This window comes from Enterococcus sp. AZ071 (assembly GCF_050499065.1).
GTDB classification, from domain to species: Bacteria; Bacillota; Bacilli; order Lactobacillales; family Enterococcaceae; genus Enterococcus_A; species Enterococcus_A ferrettii.
On sequence record NZ_JBIPAS010000001.1, the window covers coordinates 1,005,476 to 1,027,248 of the forward strand.

Consider the following 21,773-nt stretch of genomic DNA (forward strand, 5'->3'; position numbering starts at 1 on the left):
TCAAAAAACCCGAAACACCTCATGGCATTCCGAGCTCTCATACTTACTTATTATCCAACAACTCCACCTTTATCATCCCAATCCCCTTCTCCAACTCATCCTGTTCAATCGTTAGAGGAGGCAATAGGCGTAGCGTGTTGTTGCCGGCTTTCAATACTAATAAACCTTTTTTCTGAAGATTAGCGACTGTTGCATTCAAAGTTTCTTGATCCTTCAACTGGACACCGATCATCAAACCTTGGCCGCGGACATCCAGTACTTTATCACTTGAGTCCTTCAAACTGTCCAAAGACTTCAATGCGTAATCGCCTTTTTTCTTCACTTCATCCAAGAAGCTTGGATCGTTGATAATATCCAGCACTGCTACTGCAACTCGTAGTGCCAGTTTGTTCCCGCCGAAGGTTGTGCCGTGAGAACCTGGTCCGAAGGCGTCTTTTAATTCTTTTTTGCCTAACATGGCGCCGACTGGGATGCCGTTGCCGAGGGCTTTGGCTAAGGTGAAGATGTCTGGCTCGATGCCATAGCCTTCGTAGGCGTACAAATTACCCGTACGGCCGATTCCTGTTTGAATCTCATCGACGATTAACAAGGCGCCTTGTTCTTTACAAAGCTCTGCGACTTTTTGGACGAATGAGACCTCGGCTGGTAGTACGCCACCTTCGCCTTGAATTAATTCAATCATAACGGCTGCAGTATCTTGATCGACAAGTTCCTTCAGTGGTTCGATTTCGTTAAAAGGTACGTATTGGAAATCGGGTAAAATTGGAGCGAAGCCTTCATGCAGCGCTTCTTGGCCGGTGGCGCTTAGTGCGCCATAGGTACGTCCGTGGAATGATTGCTGGAAGCTGATAATTTTTGAACGTCCGGTGGCTTTTCGGGCTAGCTTGATGGCTGCTTCGTTGGCTTCGGTTCCGCTGTTACAGAAGAAGGCCAAGTAGTTATTGTTGTTGGCTAATTTCTTGGCTACGTCTTCCTGCAGCTTGCTGGAATACAGGTTTGAGGTATGCCAAATTAGGTGCATTTGTTTTTCTAGAGCTTGGATTAGCTTAGGGTGCTGATGGCCTAGGCTGTTTACCCCAATTCCGCTGGTGAAATCTAAATATTCTTTACCAGTTTGATCTTCGACGTAGTTGCCGAAGCCTCTGACTAGATCAATGGATTCTCTTTTGTAATTAGGAAATAGATGAGTCATGCAAACACCTTCGCTTTCGTGATCTTTGTGCCGCATTTTGCGATACTGTTAGTAATGAAGACTTCCTTTACGCCTTTGGTCAATGCGGATGTAGCACTGTCTAGCTTAGGAATCATGCCGCCTGTAATAACTTCTTGATCTTTTAATTGTTCAACGTCGTCAGCCGTTAAATGTTCCAACCATTCGCCTTCGCATTTTACGCCAGGTACGTCAGTGATTAAGTATAAAGCTTCTGCATCTAATGCTTCCGCGATTTTGCAGGCAGCTGTGTCGGCATTAATATTTAACCATTCGCCTTCTTCAGTTAAACCAAGAGGAGCGATGATTGGCACATGATTTTTCGCTAATACGTCGTTAATCATACCAGTACCGATATTGGTAATGGTGCCAACATAGCCTAAGTTGTCTTTGTCGATAAAAGTTCCTTGAATTAGCTGGCCGCAAGAAGCATGCAGACCAACAGCTGAGAAGCCGTTTTGCTGGAAAACCGTGGTGATGGCAGGCTGAACTTGGCCGATTAATACCATCTGAGTGATTTTTAGTGCTTGCGCAGAGGTCACACGCAGTCCGTTAGCGATTGTTACTGGAACATTTAGTTTTTCCATCATTTCAGTGATGTAGTAGCCGCCACCGTGAACGATCACGATTTCTTTGCCGGCTGCTTGCCAATCTGCTAATGTTTCAAAAAATTCTTCGGTTAAATTATCACTGGCGACGCCGCCAATTTTCACTACGATTTTTCCCATGTCTTTACTCCCCTTATGTATGGTATAACGCATTGACTTCAACGTATTTGTACGTTAAGTCACAGCCCCAAGCGGCGCCTTTTGCGTTTCCTAAATTCATATCAACAGCAATAACAATCTTGTCTTGTTCTAAAATTTGTTTAATCGCAGCTTCGTCAAAGGTTTGCGGTTGGCTGTTTTTCAGTACCTGCACACTGCCGATCCACATATCTACCTTCTCAGGATCAATCTTTGTTTCTGAATAACCGATAGCGCAGATGATTCTGCCCCAGTTGGGATCTTCTCCAAACATCGCGGTTTTTACTAACATTGAGCCAACAATCTTTTTAGCGATCATTCGGGCAGCCAACTCGTCAGTTGCGCCTTCTACTTGTACTTCAATCAGCTTAGTGGCTCCCTCGCCGTCTTTGGCAATCATTTGAGCCAAGGTTTCACTTACTAGCTGGAACATTGCTACAAACTTGTCATAGCCTTCTGTGCCTTTTTTAATTTCAGCATTACCCGCAAGCCCGTTAGCCATAACTAACACCATATCGTTAGTTGAAGTATCTCCATCGACTGTAATTTGGTTAAACGTCGTTTCCGTCTTTTCACTTAACAACTCCTGCAGCAGCTTTTGTGAGATTTCTGCATCAGTTGTAATAAATGCTAGCATCGTTGCCATATTAGGATGAATCATCCCAGAACCTTTAGCTGTTCCGGCAATCGTTACTGTTTCGCCATTGATTGTGTCTTGAACGACGATTTCTTTAGTTGTCGTATCAGTTGTCATGATGGCTTCGTGGAAGTGGTAAGGTTCGCAATCATCCATATCAACCTTTTGAATTCCTTGTTCGACTAATTCAATTGGCATAATTTTACCGATAACTCCGGTAGAGGCAACAGCTACTTCATCAGCCGCAACACCCAAGTGATCTGCTGTGGCCTGTTGCATTTGTTTCGCATGAACTAAGCCTATTTCACCGGTACAAGCATTAGCGTAGCCTGAGTTAACTACTACTGCTTGAATTGTTGGTTCCTGCATTGCTTCTTTTGTTACATAAATTGGTGCTGCCTTAACTTGGTTGGTGGTGTACACTGCTGCGGCCTTCGCAGCTTTTTCAGAATAAATTACTCCTAAGTCTAATTTGTTTTTCTTTAATCCACAATGTAAACCAGTGGCCTGAAAACCTTTCGGACTGGCGATTGTTCCATCAATTATATTCATAAGTCTTCTCCTTTGTTATTACGGATAAACAGGTACCAGCTCTAAGCCAGTCGTTTCCGGTAGATTCATTAGTAGGTTCAAGTTTTGAATAGCTTGGCCAGCTGCGCCTTTGACTAGGTTGTCAATTACGCTAATTACCGTTATCGTCTGAGTTGCTTCATTATAAGCCATGCCGATATCACAGTAGTTGGATCCCACCACTTGTTTGATGCAAGGGAAATCTTGTCCCTCCTGCAGGCGAATAAATGGTTTATTGCCATACTCTGCTTCAAAAGCTTCGCGAACTTCGCTGCCAGTAATACCGGCTTTAGCTTTACAATAGGTAGTCATCAGAATTCCGCGAGTCACCGGAATCAAAGCTGTCGAAAATTGAATTGCTGGAATTTCCGCATCCCATTGCTGCAGTTGCTGGATAATTTCCGGAATATGCTGGTGCTGATTCAATTTGTACACTGACATGTTGTCGTTCGCTTCAGTATAATGAGCCACTTCAGAAAGCTTCTTACCAGCGCCTGATAAACCAGACTTGCCATCAAAAATGATGGAGTTCTTTTCAATTAACTGTTGCTTCACTAATGGAGCGACTGATAAAATTGCCGCCGTTGCGTAACAGCCCGGATTAGCAATCAGCTTCAAGTTCTTCGGCAGGTCAAAATCTGCCAAACCGTACGTTGCCTGCTCTAAAGCTGAAATCGGAGCACTAGTCTTGCCGTACCATTTTTCATACTGAGCCGGATTTTTCAAACGATAGTCGCCAGACAAATCAATCACTGGAAACTGTTTTTCGATAAAAGATAGTGCTTGATCCTTGGCTACCCCAGATGGAGCAGCGAAAAACACTAAATCTGCCTGTGCCATAATTTTCTCAGGATCGACTTCTTCTAAAGGCAATTCGATCAGCTGTTTCAAATGTGGGAATCGTCGATCGATCGCTTCCCCGTTTTGTGAATGACTGTGGATTGAAACGATCTCTACAGCTGGATGGTTACTTAATAGACGCAGTAATTCCAGTCCGCTGTAGCCAGTCACACCGATAATTGATACTTTCACTCAAAACCCTCCGATCAAATTGCATAAAAATACAATTAGTTGTTGTATAGTTTATGATTATAGAATTCTAATCTGAATAAGTCAATGCTTTTTTATAAGTTTTTTTCACCAAATACCGCAAATTTATTCACTAATATACCCGCATGCCATCTATATACAGAATTTTATACATTTATACACAAAAAGCCTTCTCAAACTCATTCATCTCTGAAATAATAAACGAGTTTGAAAAGACGATCTAGCAAAAAAGACCAGGTAATCCCTCACCTGATCTTACTACTTCCTATAATGTTTCTAAAATCGTGCGTAGTTCGCCGACGGAAACCTGTCCAGGAGCTGATGCCTTTTTAGCTGCTCCAAATGTTGCGGCAGAACCGAATGTTGCACCGGAGACTCGGCTGACAACACCTAGTTTGCCCATAGACATTGTGATTAGCGGTTGTTTTGCATAATTATTATACATTTCTTGCGTAGCATCCAATAGAACAATCACATCATGAGTGGTTTGCGGCATTACCGCAATCTTGCAGATATCTGCGCCTTTATCTTGCATAGTCCGTAGACGAGTGATGATTTCTTCTTTTGGTGGTGTTTTGTCGAAGTCGTGGTTGCACATTACAATCTTCACATCTTTGTCATGAGCTGCTTTCACTAAATCTGCAACCTCAGCTTCTGGCATAAACAATTCAACGTCCAGCAAATCAAAGTTTCCTTGTTCCAAGAAAGCATTATACATTTCGAAGTATTGCGCATCATCCATCGGACAAACGCCACCTTCTTTCGCTGTACGGAAGGTAACCAACAAAGGCATCTTCACAGCAGCTTTCACTTCTTTAACAAACTCAGCCGCTTTAGCAAAATCAGTAATTTCGGCAAAATGATCAATACGCCATTCAATAATATCACAATTGCTGGCTACAGCGATTTCGGCCTCTTGTAGAATTTCCTCGCGAGACTTTCCCACTAAAGGAACGATCACTTTCGGCAGACCTTCACCCAACGTTACTTTTTCAACAGTTACAGTTTCCATCTTAAGTTATCACTTCTTTCTTAAAAATCTACTCTGCGCCCTTCTTCAGCTGACAGATAAGCCGCATAGATAATTTTTATTGTATCATAAGCGAGGTCCAAACCGGATAGTGGTTGACGATTTTCTGCCACACATTCTGCGAAATCTTGGAATTGCGCCAAGTATCCTCGCAAAGTTTCCTCAGCCACAAATACTTTGTTCCAGCCAATTTTATCCTGCAGCTGTTCCGAAATGTACACATCATCCAAATTGTCTTGATCCAAGAAGTAAGTTGACAGGTTGTCTGCTGGTGTAATATTGTTTACCAAAGCACTGTCATTGGTATAAACTTCCACATAGTTTTTCACACCACCTAATGTATTGTCATTAGAAATCGAAATAGCTTTGGTACCATCAGTAAAGGTAATAATTACTGTCGCAAAGTCTTCCGTATCAATTGATTTTGCCGGAAAATAGCGTTTATCATGCTCGTCCAAGCTTGGAGCTAGTCGTCCTGTTTCTGCTACAACACTTTGTACGCTGATTTCTTCACCACGAGCTTTTGCTTCAACTTGTTTCAAGAACAGCATGCCGCCAATTGGATGGCTGCCCAGACGAATTAATGAACCGCCGCCAGCTAATGACCAATAAGCAGAAGCTGGAGAAGTGGAGGAACGGATACTTTCCTCCCCCTTCATGTACATGATCTTGCTTCTTTTTGCTTCAATGATTTCAGCTGAACGTAAGATATTTGGCGAATATACATAGTTTTCGGCATACATGAACAGACGATCTGAAGCTTCAAATTTCTTACGACACTCATCAATATTTTTAAGCAAGCTTTCGTACATTTTTATTTTAGGTACTTTCAGACCAATGGGCTCTTCATCGCCTTCTTCACCAAAGTAACCTGTTAACGGTTTTTCACAGATAACATGTTTGTTGGCATCCAACGCTTCATAAGCCAGACTCAAGTGAGTTACAGGTGGTGTAATGATATCAACGACATCCACTTCAGGATCTTCCAGAACCTGCTGGTAGCTGGTGGCTACTTCTTCAATGATGTCCCATTTGTCGCATAGCTGTTGTGCACGCTGCTGATCATTGTCATAAACATACTTGATTCGTAAATTCACACCGTTGACCTTATTGTAGGAATTAGTATGAAAATTCCCTGCAAATCCGGCACCAATTAAAGCAATTGTTACTTTTTTCATCTATTGATTCCTCCATTTTTTCTTTTTCTAAAACGTTTTCTTTCTATTAAATACTATATGGATTTTCGATGGCGAAAACAATTCCAAACAAGATTGATATCCATAACAATCATGTTATAATTTAACAGAAAAGCTCTTTTCTGGTTTTCCATATCCAGAATCCAGTTAGAAAAATGTGTATCCAATTTAAACACTGATAACATTTTTGTGATAATGCTCAATTCAAAAAAATCAATTCCTTCATTGAATAGAAAAAGGAGCTAACCATGAACTTGCATAACTTAGAAGCCTTCTGCCGTCTGGCCGAGGTGGAGCACTATGGAAAGGCCGCCGACGAACTAGGTATTGCCCAGCCTTCCCTCAGCCGAATGATTCGTCGGATGGAAGATGACTTGGGTGTGGCCCTGTTCAAACCTGTGGGTCGAAATATTCGCTTAACCAAGATGGGCAAGATTTATTACGAAAAGGTCAAAAAAGGTTTGGAGGAAATCAAGCTAGGAGCTGACACGATTCAGGATATTGTTGACCCATATTTCGGTAGTATTGATTTAGGGTTCATTTTTACCTTAGGACCTGAGATTATTCCTGAGCTGCTGAAACAATTCCGCAGTGATCCCGAACGTGCCAAATATAAATTCAAATTTTGGCAGGGCAATACCCCACGTTTGATTGACAACGCAAAAAAAGAAATTTGTGACTTTTCCATTTGTTCCTACTTAAAGAATGAACCAGAAATCGAATTCTTTCATTTATTGGATCAACCCTTAGTAGCGATCGTCGCAAAGTCTCATCCGTACGCAATGAAGAAAAAAGTTTCCATTGCAGAATTATCCGAAATCCCGATGATTCTCTGTTTGGATAAGACCTACTTCATTGATAATTTGTTTCGCAAAGAAAAACTTCCTCTAAACATCGCTTGTCGAGTTGAGGAAGATCAAGCATTAGCTGGATTGGTTTCGATTAATTTAGGAGCTGCCATATTGCCTTACAACAATTTAATGAAATTTCATGATATTGCAGTCCTGCCTTTAGAAACTCCGGTTTATCGTCCGGTATATTTAGCTAAAAGGAAGGATATCCAATTACCAGCTGGGGCCAAAGCCTTTGAAGCCTTCTTGAAGGAAAAAGAATTTCAGCTTTCACTAGAGTTGCCTTTTTAGAGCTTTATCGTCAAAATAAACGCATACAAGAAAAATACCTCATGAAATGTACTTTTTTAACATTCCATAAGGTATTTTTCTTATATAAGATACTTTGTAACAACTGATTACTTTTTTCTAATAGTTAAAAAGATGATTCTTGATCATTTATTTTTTTGTTAAACATCCTTCTTTTTAACTGAATTCGTTGATTTAAATATACTAGTTTCCATTTTACTTAGGATAAATAATCTCAGTAATTTCACCTATTTTTTCATCATTTGCATCTGAGATAATAGTAACCTCATCCGTACTAAATGCTTTGACAGCAGCTACTTTATTGTATTTCGAACTATCACATAACAAATACGCCGTTTTCGAATTACTCAAAATTTGCTGTTTTTTGTTTGCTTCAACTAAATTGGGGGTACTAACCCCTTTTTTAGCATCGATTCCATTGGCACCTAAAAAAGCTTTTTGGAAATTAAATGTCTGAATGTTAGAATCCGTCAGCGGCCCATTTAATGAGGAGATTACAGGGTTATATCTTCCGCCAAGAAGTACGATTTCAGCTTGTGTTTCCTGCTGAATATTGAAAATACTAGTATTTGTTGTAATGATTGTGATTTTCATGTTAAGGATTTTATTTAACAAAGCTGTACAAGTTGATCCAGAATCCAGATAGATCACATCACCTTCATGAATAAATCCGGCCGCTATTTCGGCAATCTTCTCTTTTTCTTTGGAAAACAATGTTGTTTTTGTCGCAATAGGTATTTCAGAAGTCGTTGAACAGATTTTAACGGCGCCTCCAGAAAGCATTTCTACTCTTCCAGCTTTTTCTAATTCTTTCAAATCTCTTCTCAAGGTAGAAATAGATACTCCAGGTAAAATCTCCTGCAATTTTTCAATTTTCATGATCTCTTCAGAGTTTAGTCTTTCTAATATTTTTTCTTGTCTTTCATAAGGTATCATAGCGACCTCCATCAATGTGAGCCTTTGCTGAACACTCACTTTTTTTCAAATTATATCATACTTTTCCTGTTCTAATCATCATAGGATGTGTTCTTTAGCTAGTTACATCGTTTACAAACTGAACAGATTATTTTTCCATATAAAAAAGGAATGCGCTAGGCATCCCTTTCCCACTTATAGATTTTCAATTTCAGCAATTTGATCCACTCTTTTCTGATGTCGACCATCCTCATAAACAGCCTCAAGCCATTCTTTAGTAATCATTTTCGCTAATTCTGAACCGATCACACGCGATCCGAAGGCTAATATATTGGTATTATTGTGCTCTCTTGAAAGCTTTGCACTGTAAGGTTCGCTGCAAACAACCGCTCGGACCCCTTTTATCTTGTTTGCTGCAATCGAGATTCCGACACCCGTACCACAAATTAGAATACCTAAGTCGCACTTTTTTGACACTACAGCTTCGGAAACAGCTTGTGCATACTCAGGATAGTCCACGCGTAAATCGCTGGTAGTACCAAAATCCTGTACAGTATGTCCCATTTCCTCTAAAAATTCTATGATAGCTGGTTTTAATTCCCAACCGACATGATCACAACCAATTGCTAGTTTCATTCATTCTTCATCCTTTGTTTATATGTTAAGACAAGTTCTTTATAAGAAGTTTCTTTTCCAAATAGGGCTGATGTTCCAAGAACAAATCCATCTACGCCAAGCTTGCTTAATACTTTAATCTTTTGAGGCGAAACAGCCCCATCTATAATCACCTGATAATCATAATTACACTTTAGGTTGACTAAACGCTTTATTTTTCTGTCCACATAATTTAAATAACTTTGACCGGAAAATCCAGGATTAACCGTCATCACCATAACATAATCAATCAAAGGTAATAATTCTTCCACCATTGCGATACTGGTACCAGGATTAAGGGCTAGACCAACCTTTTTCTGTTTGTTTCTAATTTTATCAATTGTTCGTGTGGGTTGTCTGTCCGCCTCGGGATGGAAGTAAATAATATCAACTCCAATGTCTGCAAATTTCTCAACATACTCTCCTGGATCATCAATCATCAGATGAACATCAACTAATTGACTTGTCAGTTTACGAATAGCTTCAACATCCTGCAGACCCATTCCGAAGTTAGGAACAAAGCGGCCATCCATAATATCAAGATGGAAAATATCGATGCCCGCATCTGTCAAAGTTTCGATCTCTCGTTTCAAGTTAGTAAAATCTGCGCACATCATGGAAGGGCAGATTAGCGTGTTTTCCAAAAGACTCCCTCTTCCCTGTCTATTTAATTGTTCCGATTGCTTGTCCTGCAACTACCTGACCCTCATCAAAAACAACAGTCTTTTTTTCAAGATTAGTAAAAATCACCATGACATCTGTCTCTTTTCCTTTTGAGGCTAACAGGCTGAAATCCACCTCTGCCAATGCCGTTTCTTCGGTCACCTGATCGCCTTCACTAACTTTGATCGTAAATCCGGCACCACCTAATTCCACCGTATCAATACCAATATGGAGTAAAACCTCTAACCCCTGCTTGTTTTTTAAGGATATGGCATGTTTAGTAGGAAATACAAAGACCACCGTTCCCTCAATTGGTGATACAATCAACTCTGCTGCTGGTTCAACAGCAAAACCATCACCCAGAGCTTTTGCAGCAAACATTTGATCATTCACTCGTTCGATAGATTTGACAAATCCTTTTGCCGGCGAATAAATGGTTGTCTTTTTATTGAATAACCCCATAGATACTCCTGCTTTCTATGCTAATTTTTCATCCTTGTTAGTAAAAATGAAGGCTAATACTGCGGATACTGCCATAGAAATCAACAAACCAATCATCGCTTGAATAAAGTTTGAGGATTTCTCTCCTACAAATGCGGGGAATGTTGTCACACTACCAAAAACAAAAGCATTCGTTACAACCTTCATCAAGCCTAAGTAAGCCCCACCAACTGCTCCACCAATAATTTGAGCTAAGAATAATTTTTTGTTTTTTACTAATAGTCCGAACAGTGTTGCTTCAATAATTGCAGATAAGGCAATTGTTACTAAACCAGTCAATGCAAAACTACGTAATTTCTTATCCTTCGCTTTGAAGTAAACACCGATTGTGGTACCAATTACCGCAAAGTTACAAGCAAACGTAAAAGGAACGATATAGTCAAAACCATAAGTAGAAACATTGTTGATCATAATTGGATTCACTGCCCAATGAATTCCCAGGCTTACCAAGATACTCCAACCTCCACCAACTAAAACACCAGTTAGAACACTGCTTCGTTCGATTAACCAATTCACAACATTAGCCACCGCTTCACCACTGTAAACACCAATTGGACCGATTACAATCACTGTTAACGGAACCATAATAGCTAATGAAACCAACGGAATTATTACCAGCTTCAGTGTCTCTGGAACTTTTGCATCCAAAAACTTATATAGATACGAAAAGGCCCAGATAGAAAGAATAATTGGTACCACGGTTGAGTTATAGTTCATTAATACTACTGGAATACCAAAGAATTCCGTTGTTGCACCATTTCCAGCATTCCCCATCAAGCCGATAAAATCAGGATTAATCAATGCCGCACCAATTAGCGCAGAAATATATGGACTAGCACCAAAACGTCGCGCTGAAGTAAACGCTAGCAATACTGGCAAGAAGTAAAAAACGCTCATTGATGCAACAAATATAATAGAATAAGTTCCACTGTCTTCACTAATCAAACCTAATTGCACACACAAGATTAATAATCCTCGTAAAATACCCGAACCAGCTAAGGCTGGTAAAATTGGGGCAAAAATTGCTGAAACAGCCGAGAAAATATTACTGATGATACTTCCAGTTTGTTCTTTCGTATCTGTGCTCTCAACATTTCCTTCACCCTTAACTAACGGCTCGAATTCATCATAAAGCTTACCAACTTCCGTTCCGATCAAGAGCTGATATTGACCAGCTTTGTTAATTACATTGATCACACCGTCGATATTCTCGACGGCCTGATCATCAGCTTTTGAAGTATCTTTCAAGGTTAAGCGTAACCGGGTTGCACAGTGGGTCATGTTCGCAACATTTTCAGAACCACCAATATTTTCTAAGATGCTTTTCGCCATTTTTTTGTAATCCATCTTTTCCACCCCTTTTTTATTTTACTGAAGCCGAGAAAAACGATGCCATCAACTCGCTAGCCGCAACTGCGTCATTTTGATCAATAATCGATTGAATGTGATCCAACCCCACATTATCAATTAGTTGATCAAACAAACGGATCATCTTCATGTTCTGTTCACATTCCTTCGACGCATGTTCAATGATTGGGAACGTATCAAAATAGATAACCCCATCAAAATTATGTTTTTTTACATAGTATAGAAATTCTAGAGTTTTGAACGGTGTAGCTGTTCCAATCATTAATCCGTCATCATTTAAACCATACCCATCATTCAGATGAACACCGTAAAGCTTTCCATGTCCAGCAAAAATATCCGCCGCAAAAGCAGGATTTTCATGCTTCATCAGCATATGACAATAATCCAATGTCACCCCAACATTTTTACGATTAATCTCATTAAGCATCATTCCAGTCACACCCATGCTGTCGATAAAAGCATAAGCCCTTGGCTGGAAAGGCTTGTATTCAATACTAATTTGTAAATCAGGTGCATAGTCCGCAATTTCAATAAACGCACCGCGAATTTGATTCCAAACCTTTTGGTAATTGATTTGGAAACTGTAATCAAACCCATCAAACCCTAACCAAATGGTAACGACCTTCCCCCCGGATTCACGACAATAATCCGCAGCTTCTTTGCACAATTCTAAAGCATGTCCAGCGACTTCAGCATCCGCATTTCCCAATTCGCCGTTGATAAACTCGTTTCTAAACCTCAGCGCAACCCCATTGAGTTTTAACTGATTGTCATCAAGTAATTTCTTCATAGCTAAAGCATCTAATCCCTCAACATGCTCTGGATAATTCAAATCGACATACCCAAGCCCTAATTCATTAAATGATTTAAAAACCTTCCCTAAATCATGTTCGTATATTGGTAAAAACGAATTAATTCTTGTTGCTAACTTCATCTTTTTTCCTCCTGCCTTTTCTTTACATTTAGAGCATACCACAGAACACAATCGCTTACAATCATATTATTCCATTTTATTTCATATTATTCCACTATTTTCCAGAAGGAGAATATCGCCAGTAAGGTCGTAAACACAAAAATGAAAGATTCCAAATAGAAATAATCCCTATTCTATAAAGATGTTTAGCCTATTCTCTTGGTGATAATTTTTGATTCAAAACGAAAAAAATTGGATTTAATGTTTTTTAAGAAGGTCGCTAATTGATTACGATTAAGCAGGAGAAGCCGACAGAACAACTAAAGCATACACATGTGTAATAAACAGAAATTAACGAGTGATTGACTTAATTAAACAAAGAAAATCTCTATGCAAAAAATAGCCTACGCATCTAGTTCTTAGATACATCGGCTATTTCTTTAAGTGTTAAGATGTTCAAGTTTCCTGTTATAAAGAAGGGTAATTTTGCTTATGCTTATGGTGCAGATAGGATTAATAAGAATCTTTTGTATAATAGTCCAGTTCAAAATAAAATCGTTGGCAGACGAAATTCCAAAAGTTCTTCTTCTTCACCTGAGAAGAATTCCATTCTTGTTGACGTTGCATGATAATCCTTTTCTGAATTTTTATATCATTATATGGAACCTCTTTTTTAATTCATACAGCTTCCATAATACTGGACAATTCAAAATTATTAAATTTAGTCTCAACCGCCGAGCCAAACTGCGTCACCTTTGTGAATATAATATGTATCCTCAGAAGTCTCGCTGATTGAATACGCAGAATCCCTGATTGACTGAACTTCCTCGACAGTGTAAAAACCATCACTGATATCTTCCAGCAAATCTACTTCCGACCAAACAATTACTTCAAAGCCCTTATACCAACTTAAGTCACTTGTATTTTTAGCAGTGAATTTTTCAGGGAGTGATTTAACTTTCTCGATTCCCACAAAAGTAGTATCGTAAAAACTCAACCTCTCTTTATAGCTTGCTACTACCTGAGAGTGTAGAATATCCGCTTCAAAAATCCATACCTTCAAATAATAAGGTTCATCCAGCTTCTCAAGTTCGTGTTTCCATGAATTATATACATCAATTAGCGCCTGAATTATTAATCGTTTATACCAAGTAGGCAGGTCATATTTTCTAAATAATGAGTAAAACGATAAGCTGCTTAACTTCACATAGTCTCTATCATATTTTTTTAAAAGATCTAAATCTAGATACAAGTAGTAGGCTTTCCATCGTTCAATATCTCTTACTCTTCTTTTCCAGCCCCTAATCTTTTGTTTGCTAAAATCTGGTTTATCGTTCACATCATCACCGGCTTTCAAAAAAACAATCTTATTTTGTGGTACATTTCTCTGTGTAGCTATATGCATACTTTAATACATCTAGCCGAAAAATTGTAAGTAAAGGCTACAAATTTTTCAGTATCTTCACACTTGCTTAAATTAGTACTTTCATCCTTTGTGCTACTTTTAATTTATATGTCTTTTTTACTTTTTTCACTTGTCTCAATCAATATAAATCCAAGATACCGTGCTTTCTTTTGGATTTCTTTTCTCAGCAGCTCCTCATATACGAAAACTTGCTGCTGCCATGGATCAGTCAGATACCCCCAGGACAAATCTTTAGAAAAGAACAAATAGTAATCTCCGTCGGGGTAAAATTCTGGAAAGTACGCATAATATCCGCCATGAGAATATTTTTCATCCTCAATAAATGTCGGTTTGTCTTTACGCGTTTTTACCTGCGGATAATATTTGTAACAGGTATGATGCCAATCTAAAACATACATATATTTCTGATCTTTCAAGCAAGTGCAAAAAATATCTTGGATCGTTTCTCGCCAATCAGGATCCGAGTCAGCTATAGCAAACACCCCTTCACAGCTGTAAAGATCGTAAGGCTCTTTTAACGTATAGCGAGAATCTTTTGCAGAACAGTCTGGTTCAAAAGAAAAACGTTGGTATCTGGATCAATCCTTTATCCATTCACACCGTTTGGGAAGACTCTGGCCGAACCTACATCAAGATGGCCAGTAGCCCATGGAGCAGTTGTCAAAACCCGCAAAGAAACCATTATCAAATATGCCGCAAATGCAGCTCTAGCTTTTGCCTGTTCTGAACGGGATCTGCCTTGGCCAACGAAACGATCGCGTTACGGGACACCGCTAGACTATCTGCATTTGCCAGACACACCATTCGGGCTCCTGTTGAGCAAGCAGCCAATTTTACAACAATTTCCTTTCGATTCCGGTATTTATTATCACCAATATTCGACTCGCTGGACGACCCACTATCAGGCTGAAGCAGAGAGAAATCGCGGCTTCGATGCCTTTCCTTTGGATGAACAGTCGGTATGATCAAACAAAAATAAATAACTAGAAAATAGAGGCAGATTCCCTTTTATCAGGTGAAGCTGCCTCTATTTTTGTTCTTTAATTTTTCGATATTCGTTATTTTATCTTTTTATCAAAAAAGCTGAAACTGCTCTTTTCGTTGGTATATCAGGGTGTACCAGCTTTTCCCCACAAAAGGAGAATACCCCGATTAAAAAAACTTTTCTGGTACCCCAGCCCCTTTTTTCACTTTCTTAAAAATCAAAAGCCTATTAAATCAAGGTTTTAATTTTTGAAATGGGCCTGTAAGCCCAAATTATTCTCTGGGGTCCCTATAGCTTTTTTTTGGAAAATTATTTATTGTTTAGTCACCGGCCGGGACACAAAAACGAAAAATAAAACAACACCATTGGAGGAATGAAAAAAATGATTCAACTACTAGGAACAAAATTGCAGGTCCAAATTGAACAGAATGGCGAAGACAAACAGAAGAAAGTCAATTTCAGTAATATCATCAACAATCCAGCGGAAGCCGACATCGTAGCATTAGGGGAAATAATGGCTGATCTGGCACCGGATAGTTCGTTAGACAGCGTAATCGTGACAAACCAAACACGAGTTACTAAATAAGAAATAGTAACAAAGAAGGAAAGAAGGAGGTCATTATGCCTACAACTAAATTAGTCGCAACTTTCCAGACAGAAGACGGAAAGCTGAAAACTTGGTCTTATGAAACACCCAACACAAGTAAAACAGCAAAAGAAATGAAGGAAACACTTGAGAGAATGACTCAACTAAATCTGTTTCAAAAGCATGGCATTCGTCAGTTTGCGGCGATCCAAAGTGCTGAATTTATTATTACCAAAGAAACAACGATCTTTTAGTCACTTATTATAAAAGCTTCGTTCGCTTAGAAATTTTCGAAGTCATCACTAAAAACATACTGAAAACATTAAAAATAGCCCCGCAGTCTGAGCCCTGCGGGTGCTAAAGGAGGAAATAATCGATGTCAGAACAGCCTTTTACCACTCACCAGCTGTTTTATTCAAAACAAGAAAAATTAGAAGAAGAGATTCTAAGCTTCTATCAAGAAACACAGGACAGTACTGTTACTATTCAAGTTCTACTAGCTACAAAAGTTCGTTACCAGCTAGGCGACACAAGCTTTCACTTATTTATGAAGGGGCTAGTACGGCATTTATTTGCCAAAGCAACCGTTAACCGTGCCCTTCGCCGTTACTTCTTTTTCTTTGCGGACTATTTTACCAAAGATGAGTGGCAAAAGCTGACTGCGCGATGTTTTCCAGCTGAACCTGTCACTACTGAATTATTTGAAGTCACTGAAGCCCATACCCTTGGAACTGATCTGTCTGCAGCAGAAAGTTCCTGAAAATAATAAAAAAAGAAAAAAGAGGAGAGATCTATATGTTAAAACTAAATGCTTCATTTGAAGACGAAATGGGAAAAAGACACCGTTGGTCTTACAATGAACCTAATCCAAATCTAACACCTGAGGAAATTCGCACGTCATTAGAAACCCTAACCACACTGAAGTTATTTGAGAAAGACGATGTGAAGCAATTTCAAAAGGTGGTTTCTGCTAAATTCGTAGAAACGATTGAAACACCACTCTTTGATTTATCAAAACCAGCCCCACAAGCTTATGTAGCAGATCCAGATAATGTATTTACACCGCAATTTGTGATTGAAGAAGTATCCCAAGTCTCTGAAGAAGTTACTAAAATTGATGAAGCTGCCATCGCTTTAGAAGAAGAAAAAGCTGTAAAAACACTGGCTGCACCCGCTGAACAAGGGCCAGTAGCTCCTGTTTCAGTGAAAGCAGTAGAAGCTGCTGGTATGAAGAGAACCGCTCCAGCTGTTGTTCCAGCAAAAATTTCTGTGCCGCTAGCAGCTGTTTCTGAAGAAATGAAATTTAATCCTCTTCCAAATGATTCAGCTAAACAGCTGCTTGAAGCGACTGAATCACACGAACCTGAAGCTCCTGTTAAACCGATCAACCCGCGAAAGGCTCAGGTAGATCGAGTTCGAGCCTTCCATGAAGCCAAGAGGAAGAAAAAAGGGACGAAGAAGAAACGCTAAACTGCCTTTCTTCCCTGCCCTCACCTGTCGTAAAGGGGGTGACACTTAATTGAGCAGTGTTTCTGGCGGTGGCTGAACTCCCTGAAAGGAGGGATGCTTGTATGCTTACCCTAGGAAAGGATTCTCCGCCATGACTGTGTTTCAAGCGTTGACGCTGGCAATTGCCTTTGCGACCTTGATCATCACCATTGATCGACAGAACAAGAAATAGATTCTACTCTCACAGTCACCGTCTTAAATGGTGCTACTGAGGTGCCAGCGCGCGGCACCTCTTATCTGAGTAGAGGGTTACTAATTTTCTCTGATCCATTTTTCTGCTACATAAATAAAAGCTGAATTGAAGAATCTGTTCATTGACAACAGAATATTTTTTAGAAGAATTTAACTGCTTCAATCTCAGTGATGATAGAAGCTAGAATTGTTAGCGAAACATTCAGTCGTTTAGTCAAAAGATTAATTTGTTTAGAGAAAACAAGAAATTCTTGATCAATTGATTGGTCAATTTCCTTTGGCTCTTTTCTCAAAACCTTCAAATGATTCATTAGCATTTGAAGAATTTCTCTTCGCTAAAATGGGATAGTGATTAGTGCTTGAGAACGCCAGCAATCTATTGTTCATTACTTTAAATGCTAAGGTTTAACCTTTAAATAAATATGCCCTTAGATTTACTTTAGGGCTCGTTAATCTAGATACATCAGGAGAACTTAGTAATTAGAATCGACCGAACCCATGATCTACACTCGCAATTTTTCATGCCTCCCATACCTTGATTGAGTCCGTTGAATCTGTAAGGACAAATAACTAACTTCATTATTTGAAAGATCGACATCATATTTTTCAGTAATGTGTCTTCTTATGCGATTTGTAAAGCTGAATAACTGATTATAGTTTTCTTTGATATAAAAATAGATTGCATCATCTGAGGTCTCTTTTTCGATTTCTTTCTTTAATACTCGATAAGCTAAAAACTTGAGATGATTGGTCAAACCACCCTTTTGCTTAAGTAAGTATTCCAAAGGTATTCCGGCGTTAAAGCTAATACTTTTTAGCAAAAAGAGAAGCAGTTCAATGAACTCTTCTTGTTCATTCCTAGTTATGTTGAGATCCCATCCTGAACAGATCATAATTTCCGATAAAAAAATTAAGTCGTCGTGTTTTACTTTAAGATTCGTATCAGCCGATTGAATAAACTGGATTGCTTCTGCTACAAACAGGACTTCTTGAGTAAATAAAGACCGAAGCACCATTATGTAATCTTGCTGGTAATCCGTAAACAACTGCCTGTTTTGATTCACTTCATAGAGAAATTGACCAAGCATACTAGGAAGACAGCTATTCACTTTCAAGGAATACTTCGTTTCGGCTAAATCAATTAGCGTATTAATAATTTCCTTTTCTAGTTCAAAAGATAATTCTGTTTTCTCCATCCTTCTCGTCTCCTTCCTACTACCTATAGTGTATAATGTATAGTAACTATACAGTCAACTAAAACTAATAGGAGATAATCAGATGGATGACTTAGACTACTTATCAATTAGTGCATTTGCTTTGAAATCAGGAGTTCAACGAAAAACGCTAATTTATTATGATCAAATTGATCTGCTAAAACCCAAAAAGGTTAATGAAAAAGGCTATCGTTATTATCATTACCATCAGCTTTACCAGACCAGTATGATTCGCTTTTTGAAGGATATTGGTTTGTCTCTAAAAGAAATAAAAGAATACATGCTAACTAAATCACCTGAAAAGATAATTGATTTACTCAATGAACAAAAACTTCTAGTGACAGAAAAACAACACTATTACAATGACTTAAACCAAATGATTGATCTTCAAATACAATCGTTAAGTCAAAACATTATTCCCGATGCAAAAGAGCTTACGATTATTGCTTACGATAGAGTGCCACTGCTATTGAGCCCTGTCAAAAATAAGGCCCCTAATTTTAGAAGCTCTGACTCCATTACTGAATTCTACCGTTATTGTTTTTCTAAAGGGTATGATTTTCCTTATCCCATGGGTCTCATGGTTTCAGATATTGATATGTCTGAATCCCCACCTTTTACCAAAATTACTTTTTATGCAAAAGTTCCAGAATCTGAAGATTGTCGGTCAAAAGGTAATTATCTTGTAAAATACATTCGCGGGTACAAACAGCAGGAACAAGCCTATAAAGAAATGGTCGCTTATGCTGCTGCAAATAACTGGAAAATCGTAGGTGATTTGTATATTGATTTTATTGCGAATGAACTAATCTCAGCTGACTTCGACCACTTTCTAAATAAAATGATGCTTCAGGTTGAGAAAAAATAAGGTATTTACTGAATTGTGAGCTGCAGTTCATAGCTGAATAACTGTTTAGCCTACGATCATCGGTTATTATTCGTTAAAAAAATTCCACCAACCATTAATAGGTTCGTGAAATTTTTCTGCTAATGTTTAAATCATTGGAAGTGGTAGATTATTCGATCATTTTTAGACTAAGTTGATTAATTAATCGTTTGGGCAATATCCAAGCGGAAAAGACGAGCAGCTTATTGTATAAACCAATAATTTTTACCTTCTTACCAGCCATTAGAGCTTGATAGCTTTTGGCGGCGACCAGCTTCGGATGCATGACAAAGTAGTTAAATAATAAGGTTTGATCGATTCCTGCTCTTTTTGGAAAATTTGTTTTGCTTGCTCCAGGACAGACGGCGGTAATGGTTACTCCGGTATTTTCCAACTCTGCTGCTAATCCTTTAGTGAAAGAAAGCTGATAAGCTTTAGTCGCCGTATAGACAATATCATGAGGACAGGGAATGTATGAACCTGTCGAGGCAATGTTCAAAATACGTCCATAATTACGTTCGATCATTCCAGGTAGTAAATACTTCGTGAGCTTAGTTATAAAGGTAACGTGCAGCTGAATCATATCTAGTTCATTGTCTAACTCGGTGTGCAAAAAGTTCCCTACCTCATTAAATCCAGCGTTATTGACCAAATAATCAATGGGAAACTTTTTCTCATTTAGCTGTCGAATTATTGACTCAGCGGCATCCAGTTTAGTCAAATCGCAAGAGATTATTTCAACTTGAATGCCGTAACGCTTTTCCAAGTGTTGCTTTTGTTTGAGAAGCTTGGCTTCACAACGGGAAACGAGAACAAGATTGGTTTTATTGCTGGCAAATTGATGACACAATTCGCAGCCAATGCCACTGGTAGTTCCTGTAATCAATGCTGTTTTAGTCATGGCTCTCCTCCAAAATCAGCTTGAAATGTTCCCAATCTTTTTTTATAATCGTAACAATTTTCAGCCTCATTAGCTGGGCTTTCTGCTTGATCATAAAACGCTAACTTTTTCTTAATCAATTGTTGAATTGTTAAGTAGTGCTGGATATCCGCTTCTATTTTTTGCTGAAACAGTAACAGGATTTCTTTGCGCTTTTCTAAGGTGCTCGTTTTATCTAATAACCGTTTTACATAGGACCGTATTAGCTGAATGGGCATATTGATGTCTCTCAAGCAGCAGATTAGATAAATCCAGGATATAACTGAGTCTGTATACACTCGATTGCCTCGTTCATCCCTTTGAATAGGTGGTAATAATTCGGCCTTTTCATAATAATACAATGTGTGTTTGGTAATGCTTAATTTTCCGGCTGCTTCTTTAATAGAATAGGTCATCTCATTCACCTCTTTACAGCAAGTATAGGGTATAGAGTGCACACTATGTCAACAACGATTTTTAGAAAAGTTCGCGCTATTTACTGATTCCATATAAAAAATGCAGTCTAAAATCTTAGGGAGCTGAAAGTCACTTAATTTTTCTATTTACTCATTTCCAATTTTCTTGTAAAAAGTCCTTCATTGTCATAGGTGCATGACCAGTGATTGTCTCAAAATCGGTCGAAACTTGACTTAACATCCCTAACGCTCCACCTTGGTACATTGATGCCAATTCTTTACCATCACCATCTCCTTGATAGATTTCTGCAAATTCTTCTAAATGAACAGACTGATAGCCAATCTCTTTGCCAGTAACTTCCCTCATTAGTGAACTAAGTTCCTGCATAGAGTAGTTTTTTTCCTGACTCAGTAAATAAGTTTGACCTTTATCTCTCAATTCTGGTTGGATAGCTAATTGTACTAAAGCTTCAGCACTATCCTCCAAGGTAATGAACGACAGTTTTTCTTGTTTAATTGGATAAATGATATTCTTTCGTTCAATAAGTTCTGGCAAATAAGGAATCAACGGGTCTGCATACAACGAATTTTTGACAATTGTATAATTCAGTCCTGAACCTGCTAAAACGTCTTGGTGCGTATCCATAATAAGGAGACATAACAAATGGATTGGCTTCTTGATCAGCAAAGAAACTGACAAACATAATCTTTTCGACATGGGCTTTTCTCATTGCTTCAAGTGTATTTTCCAGTTCGATTACACGCTGAACAACGTCATAAGTCTTGCTGGGAATGTAGATCAACAGCTCCACATTTTCTTAGGAATTAGTCATTCCTTCGACATCCAAATAATCTCCAGTCTTGACTGAAATGCCTTGATCAATCAAGCTTTGAGCTTTTGATGGCGTGTGTACAAGAGCCAGCAGCTCCTTCTTATCTACAAACCGGGTGAATTCCTTTACGACTCGGCTACCTAAATTCCCGGTTGCTCCAGTAATTGAATACTTCAGTTGATTTCCTCTTTTCT

Annotated in this window: 24 protein-coding genes and 2 pseudogenes; 7 read left to right on the forward strand and 19 right to left on the reverse strand. The window is 38.8% G+C overall.

The window, feature by feature from the left end:
- Window positions 1-43 precede the first annotated feature (43 nt).
- From IGI49_RS04915 to IGI49_RS04940, 6 genes are all read right to left on the reverse strand, one after another.
- Complete coding sequence (locus IGI49_RS04915; protein ID WP_429963608.1) at window positions 44-1,192, reverse strand: acetylornithine transaminase; 1,149 nt, start codon at window positions 1,190-1,192, stop codon at window positions 44-46.
- Window positions 1,189-1,938 (reverse strand): acetylglutamate kinase, encoded by a 750-nt coding sequence (argB, locus tag IGI49_RS04920; protein WP_429963609.1) that lies wholly within the window; start codon window positions 1,936-1,938, stop codon window positions 1,189-1,191. Before argB ends, IGI49_RS04915 begins: the two co-directional genes overlap by 4 nt.
- A gap of 13 nt (window positions 1,939-1,951) precedes the next feature.
- Window positions 1,952-3,145, reverse strand: a complete 1,194-nt coding sequence (gene argJ, locus IGI49_RS04925; RefSeq protein ID WP_429963610.1) for a bifunctional glutamate N-acetyltransferase/amino-acid acetyltransferase ArgJ — start codon at window positions 3,143-3,145, stop codon at window positions 1,952-1,954.
- An 18-nt stretch (window positions 3,146-3,163) separates the two neighbouring features.
- Window positions 3,164-4,195, reverse strand: a complete 1,032-nt coding sequence (gene argC, locus IGI49_RS04930) for an N-acetyl-gamma-glutamyl-phosphate reductase (RefSeq protein ID WP_429963611.1) — start codon at window positions 4,193-4,195, stop codon at window positions 3,164-3,166.
- Between the two features lie 283 nt (window positions 4,196-4,478).
- A complete protein-coding gene (gene aroD / locus IGI49_RS04935) occupies window positions 4,479-5,225 on the reverse strand; it encodes a type I 3-dehydroquinate dehydratase (protein ID WP_429963612.1) in 747 nt (248 codons plus the stop codon).
- Between the two features lie 20 nt (window positions 5,226-5,245).
- Window positions 5,246-6,421 carry a Gfo/Idh/MocA family protein gene (locus IGI49_RS04940; RefSeq protein ID WP_429963613.1) on the reverse strand — a complete coding sequence of 392 codons (1,176 nt, stop codon included), beginning with the start codon at window positions 6,419-6,421 and terminating at the stop codon, window positions 5,246-5,248.
- Window positions 6,422-6,687: 266 nt separating this feature from the next.
- Between IGI49_RS04940 and IGI49_RS04945 the strand changes: the two genes are divergently transcribed.
- Window positions 6,688-7,581 (forward strand): LysR family transcriptional regulator, encoded by an 894-nt coding sequence (locus tag IGI49_RS04945; RefSeq protein ID WP_429963614.1) that lies wholly within the window; start codon window positions 6,688-6,690, stop codon window positions 7,579-7,581.
- A 213-nt stretch (window positions 7,582-7,794) separates the two neighbouring features.
- Here IGI49_RS04945 and IGI49_RS04950 read toward each other — a convergent pair whose 3' ends face one another.
- From IGI49_RS04950 to IGI49_RS04985, 8 genes and pseudogenes are all read right to left on the reverse strand, one after another.
- The gene (locus IGI49_RS04950; RefSeq protein WP_429963615.1) at window positions 7,795-8,535 is read right to left on the reverse strand and encodes a DeoR/GlpR family DNA-binding transcription regulator; all 741 of its coding nucleotides are present in this window, start codon (window positions 8,533-8,535) and stop codon (window positions 7,795-7,797) included.
- A 174-nt stretch (window positions 8,536-8,709) separates the two neighbouring features.
- A complete protein-coding gene (gene rpiB, locus IGI49_RS04955; protein WP_429963616.1) occupies window positions 8,710-9,150 on the reverse strand; it encodes a ribose 5-phosphate isomerase B in 441 nt (146 codons plus the stop codon).
- The gene (locus IGI49_RS04960; protein WP_429963617.1) at window positions 9,147-9,812 is read right to left on the reverse strand and encodes a ribulose-phosphate 3-epimerase; all 666 of its coding nucleotides are present in this window, start codon (window positions 9,810-9,812) and stop codon (window positions 9,147-9,149) included. Before IGI49_RS04960 ends, rpiB begins: the two co-directional genes overlap by 4 nt.
- 19 nt (window positions 9,813-9,831) lie before the next feature.
- Window positions 9,832-10,293 carry a PTS sugar transporter subunit IIA gene (locus IGI49_RS04965; protein WP_429963618.1) on the reverse strand — a complete coding sequence of 154 codons (462 nt, stop codon included), beginning with the start codon at window positions 10,291-10,293 and terminating at the stop codon, window positions 9,832-9,834.
- A gap of 15 nt (window positions 10,294-10,308) precedes the next feature.
- Window positions 10,309-11,679, reverse strand: a complete 1,371-nt coding sequence (locus tag IGI49_RS04970) for a PTS transporter subunit EIIC (protein ID WP_429963619.1) — start codon at window positions 11,677-11,679, stop codon at window positions 10,309-10,311.
- Window positions 11,680-11,695: 16 nt separating this feature from the next.
- Window positions 11,696-12,634, reverse strand: coding sequence for a sugar phosphate isomerase/epimerase family protein (locus IGI49_RS04975; RefSeq protein ID WP_429963620.1), 939 nt, complete (start codon window positions 12,632-12,634; stop codon window positions 11,696-11,698).
- A 706-nt stretch (window positions 12,635-13,340) separates the two neighbouring features.
- Window positions 13,341-14,018, reverse strand: a complete 678-nt coding sequence (locus IGI49_RS04980) for a hypothetical protein (RefSeq protein ID WP_429963621.1) — start codon at window positions 14,016-14,018, stop codon at window positions 13,341-13,343.
- A 104-nt stretch (window positions 14,019-14,122) separates the two neighbouring features.
- Window positions 14,123-14,551: pseudogene (locus IGI49_RS04985) on the reverse strand (DUF2716 domain-containing protein); the annotation flags it as partial.
- A 54-nt stretch (window positions 14,552-14,605) separates the two neighbouring features.
- Here IGI49_RS04985 and IGI49_RS04990 point away from each other — a divergent pair.
- The 5 genes from IGI49_RS04990 (at window position 14,606) to IGI49_RS05010 (ending at window position 17,080) form a co-directional block, all read left to right on the forward strand.
- Window positions 14,606-15,004, forward strand: coding sequence for a hypothetical protein (locus IGI49_RS04990; RefSeq protein ID WP_429963622.1), 399 nt, complete (start codon window positions 14,606-14,608; stop codon window positions 15,002-15,004).
- Between the two features lie 402 nt (window positions 15,005-15,406).
- Window positions 15,407-15,610, forward strand: a complete 204-nt coding sequence (locus IGI49_RS04995; protein WP_347298913.1) for a hypothetical protein — start codon at window positions 15,407-15,409, stop codon at window positions 15,608-15,610.
- A gap of 35 nt (window positions 15,611-15,645) precedes the next feature.
- Window positions 15,646-15,864 carry a DUF2922 family protein gene (locus IGI49_RS05000; protein WP_429963623.1) on the forward strand — a complete coding sequence of 73 codons (219 nt, stop codon included), beginning with the start codon at window positions 15,646-15,648 and terminating at the stop codon, window positions 15,862-15,864.
- A 122-nt stretch (window positions 15,865-15,986) separates the two neighbouring features.
- Window positions 15,987-16,370, forward strand: coding sequence for a hypothetical protein (locus IGI49_RS05005; RefSeq protein WP_429963624.1), 384 nt, complete (start codon window positions 15,987-15,989; stop codon window positions 16,368-16,370).
- Window positions 16,371-16,405: 35 nt separating this feature from the next.
- Window positions 16,406-17,080 (forward strand): DUF2922 domain-containing protein, encoded by a 675-nt coding sequence (locus tag IGI49_RS05010; RefSeq protein WP_429963625.1) that lies wholly within the window; start codon window positions 16,406-16,408, stop codon window positions 17,078-17,080.
- A gap of 371 nt (window positions 17,081-17,451) precedes the next feature.
- On the opposite strand, the gene IGI49_RS05015 is transcribed toward IGI49_RS05010, so the two are convergent.
- Window positions 17,452-17,628, reverse strand: coding sequence for a hypothetical protein (locus IGI49_RS05015; protein ID WP_429963626.1), 177 nt, complete (start codon window positions 17,626-17,628; stop codon window positions 17,452-17,454).
- Between the two features lie 186 nt (window positions 17,629-17,814).
- Entirely contained in the window at window positions 17,815-18,507 is a 693-nt protein-coding gene (locus IGI49_RS05020) for a PRD domain-containing protein (RefSeq protein WP_429963627.1), read from the reverse strand.
- Between the two features lie 82 nt (window positions 18,508-18,589).
- Here IGI49_RS05020 and IGI49_RS05025 point away from each other — a divergent pair, with 82 nt between their 5' ends.
- Window positions 18,590-19,393 carry a MerR family transcriptional regulator gene (locus IGI49_RS05025; protein WP_429963628.1) on the forward strand — a complete coding sequence of 268 codons (804 nt, stop codon included), beginning with the start codon at window positions 18,590-18,592 and terminating at the stop codon, window positions 19,391-19,393.
- A gap of 148 nt (window positions 19,394-19,541) precedes the next feature.
- Here the strand turns inward: IGI49_RS05025 and IGI49_RS05030 are convergent, their stop codons facing one another.
- The 3 genes and pseudogenes from IGI49_RS05030 to IGI49_RS05040 form a co-directional block, all read right to left on the reverse strand.
- Window positions 19,542-20,312, reverse strand: a complete 771-nt coding sequence (locus tag IGI49_RS05030) for an SDR family NAD(P)-dependent oxidoreductase (RefSeq protein ID WP_429963629.1) — start codon at window positions 20,310-20,312, stop codon at window positions 19,542-19,544.
- On the reverse strand, window positions 20,309-20,746 hold the full coding sequence (locus IGI49_RS05035) for a MerR family transcriptional regulator (protein WP_429963630.1): 438 nt from the start codon (window positions 20,744-20,746) through the stop codon (window positions 20,309-20,311). The genes IGI49_RS05030 and IGI49_RS05035 overlap by 4 nt, the downstream gene beginning before the upstream one ends.
- Before the next feature lie 151 nt (window positions 20,747-20,897).
- Window positions 20,898-21,756 (reverse strand): annotated as a pseudogene (locus IGI49_RS05040) (NAD(P)H-binding protein).
- Window positions 21,757-21,773 lie beyond the last annotated feature (17 nt).

Excerpts from the sequence above, each read along its gene's own strand:
- IGI49_RS04965 (WP_429963618.1), bottom strand. The coding sequence starts at position 10,293 with ATGGGGTTATTCAATAAAAAGACAACCATTTATTCGCCGGCAAAAGGA.
- IGI49_RS05035 (WP_429963630.1), bottom strand. The coding sequence starts at position 20,746 with ATGACCTATTCTATTAAAGAAGCAGCCGGAAAATTAAGCATTACCAAA.
- IGI49_RS04995 (WP_347298913.1), top strand. The coding sequence starts at position 15,407 with ATGATTCAACTACTAGGAACAAAATTGCAGGTCCAAATTGAACAGAAT.
- rpiB (WP_429963616.1), bottom strand. The coding sequence starts at position 9,150 with ATGAAACTAGCAATTGGTTGTGATCATGTCGGTTGGGAATTAAAACCA.
- aroD (WP_429963612.1), bottom strand. The coding sequence starts at position 5,225 with ATGGAAACTGTAACTGTTGAAAAAGTAACGTTGGGTGAAGGTCTGCCG.
- IGI49_RS04975 (WP_429963620.1), bottom strand. The coding sequence starts at position 12,634 with ATGAAGTTAGCAACAAGAATTAATTCGTTTTTACCAATATACGAACAT.
- IGI49_RS05015 (WP_429963626.1), bottom strand. The coding sequence starts at position 17,628 with ATGCTAATGAATCATTTGAAGGTTTTGAGAAAAGAGCCAAAGGAAATT.
- IGI49_RS04940 (WP_429963613.1), bottom strand. The coding sequence starts at position 6,421 with ATGAAAAAAGTAACAATTGCTTTAATTGGTGCCGGATTTGCAGGGAAT.
- argJ (WP_429963610.1), bottom strand. The coding sequence starts at position 3,145 with ATGAATATAATTGATGGAACAATCGCCAGTCCGAAAGGTTTTCAGGCC.
- IGI49_RS05000 (WP_429963623.1), top strand. The coding sequence starts at position 15,646 with ATGCCTACAACTAAATTAGTCGCAACTTTCCAGACAGAAGACGGAAAG.
- IGI49_RS04945 (WP_429963614.1), top strand. The coding sequence starts at position 6,688 with ATGAACTTGCATAACTTAGAAGCCTTCTGCCGTCTGGCCGAGGTGGAG.
- IGI49_RS04950 (WP_429963615.1), bottom strand. The coding sequence starts at position 8,535 with ATGATACCTTATGAAAGACAAGAAAAAATATTAGAAAGACTAAACTCT.
- IGI49_RS05025 (WP_429963628.1), top strand. The coding sequence starts at position 18,590 with ATGGATGACTTAGACTACTTATCAATTAGTGCATTTGCTTTGAAATCA.
- IGI49_RS05010 (WP_429963625.1), top strand. The coding sequence starts at position 16,406 with ATGTTAAAACTAAATGCTTCATTTGAAGACGAAATGGGAAAAAGACAC.
- IGI49_RS04915 (WP_429963608.1), bottom strand. The coding sequence starts at position 1,192 with ATGACTCATCTATTTCCTAATTACAAAAGAGAATCCATTGATCTAGTC.
- IGI49_RS04980 (WP_429963621.1), bottom strand. The coding sequence starts at position 14,018 with ATGCATATAGCTACACAGAGAAATGTACCACAAAATAAGATTGTTTTT.
- IGI49_RS05020 (WP_429963627.1), bottom strand. The coding sequence starts at position 18,507 with ATGGAGAAAACAGAATTATCTTTTGAACTAGAAAAGGAAATTATTAAT.
- IGI49_RS05005 (WP_429963624.1), top strand. The coding sequence starts at position 15,987 with ATGTCAGAACAGCCTTTTACCACTCACCAGCTGTTTTATTCAAAACAA.
- argB (WP_429963609.1), bottom strand. The coding sequence starts at position 1,938 with ATGGGAAAAATCGTAGTGAAAATTGGCGGCGTCGCCAGTGATAATTTA.
- IGI49_RS05030 (WP_429963629.1), bottom strand. The coding sequence starts at position 20,312 with ATGACTAAAACAGCATTGATTACAGGAACTACCAGTGGCATTGGCTGC.
- IGI49_RS04970 (WP_429963619.1), bottom strand. The coding sequence starts at position 11,679 with ATGGATTACAAAAAAATGGCGAAAAGCATCTTAGAAAATATTGGTGGT.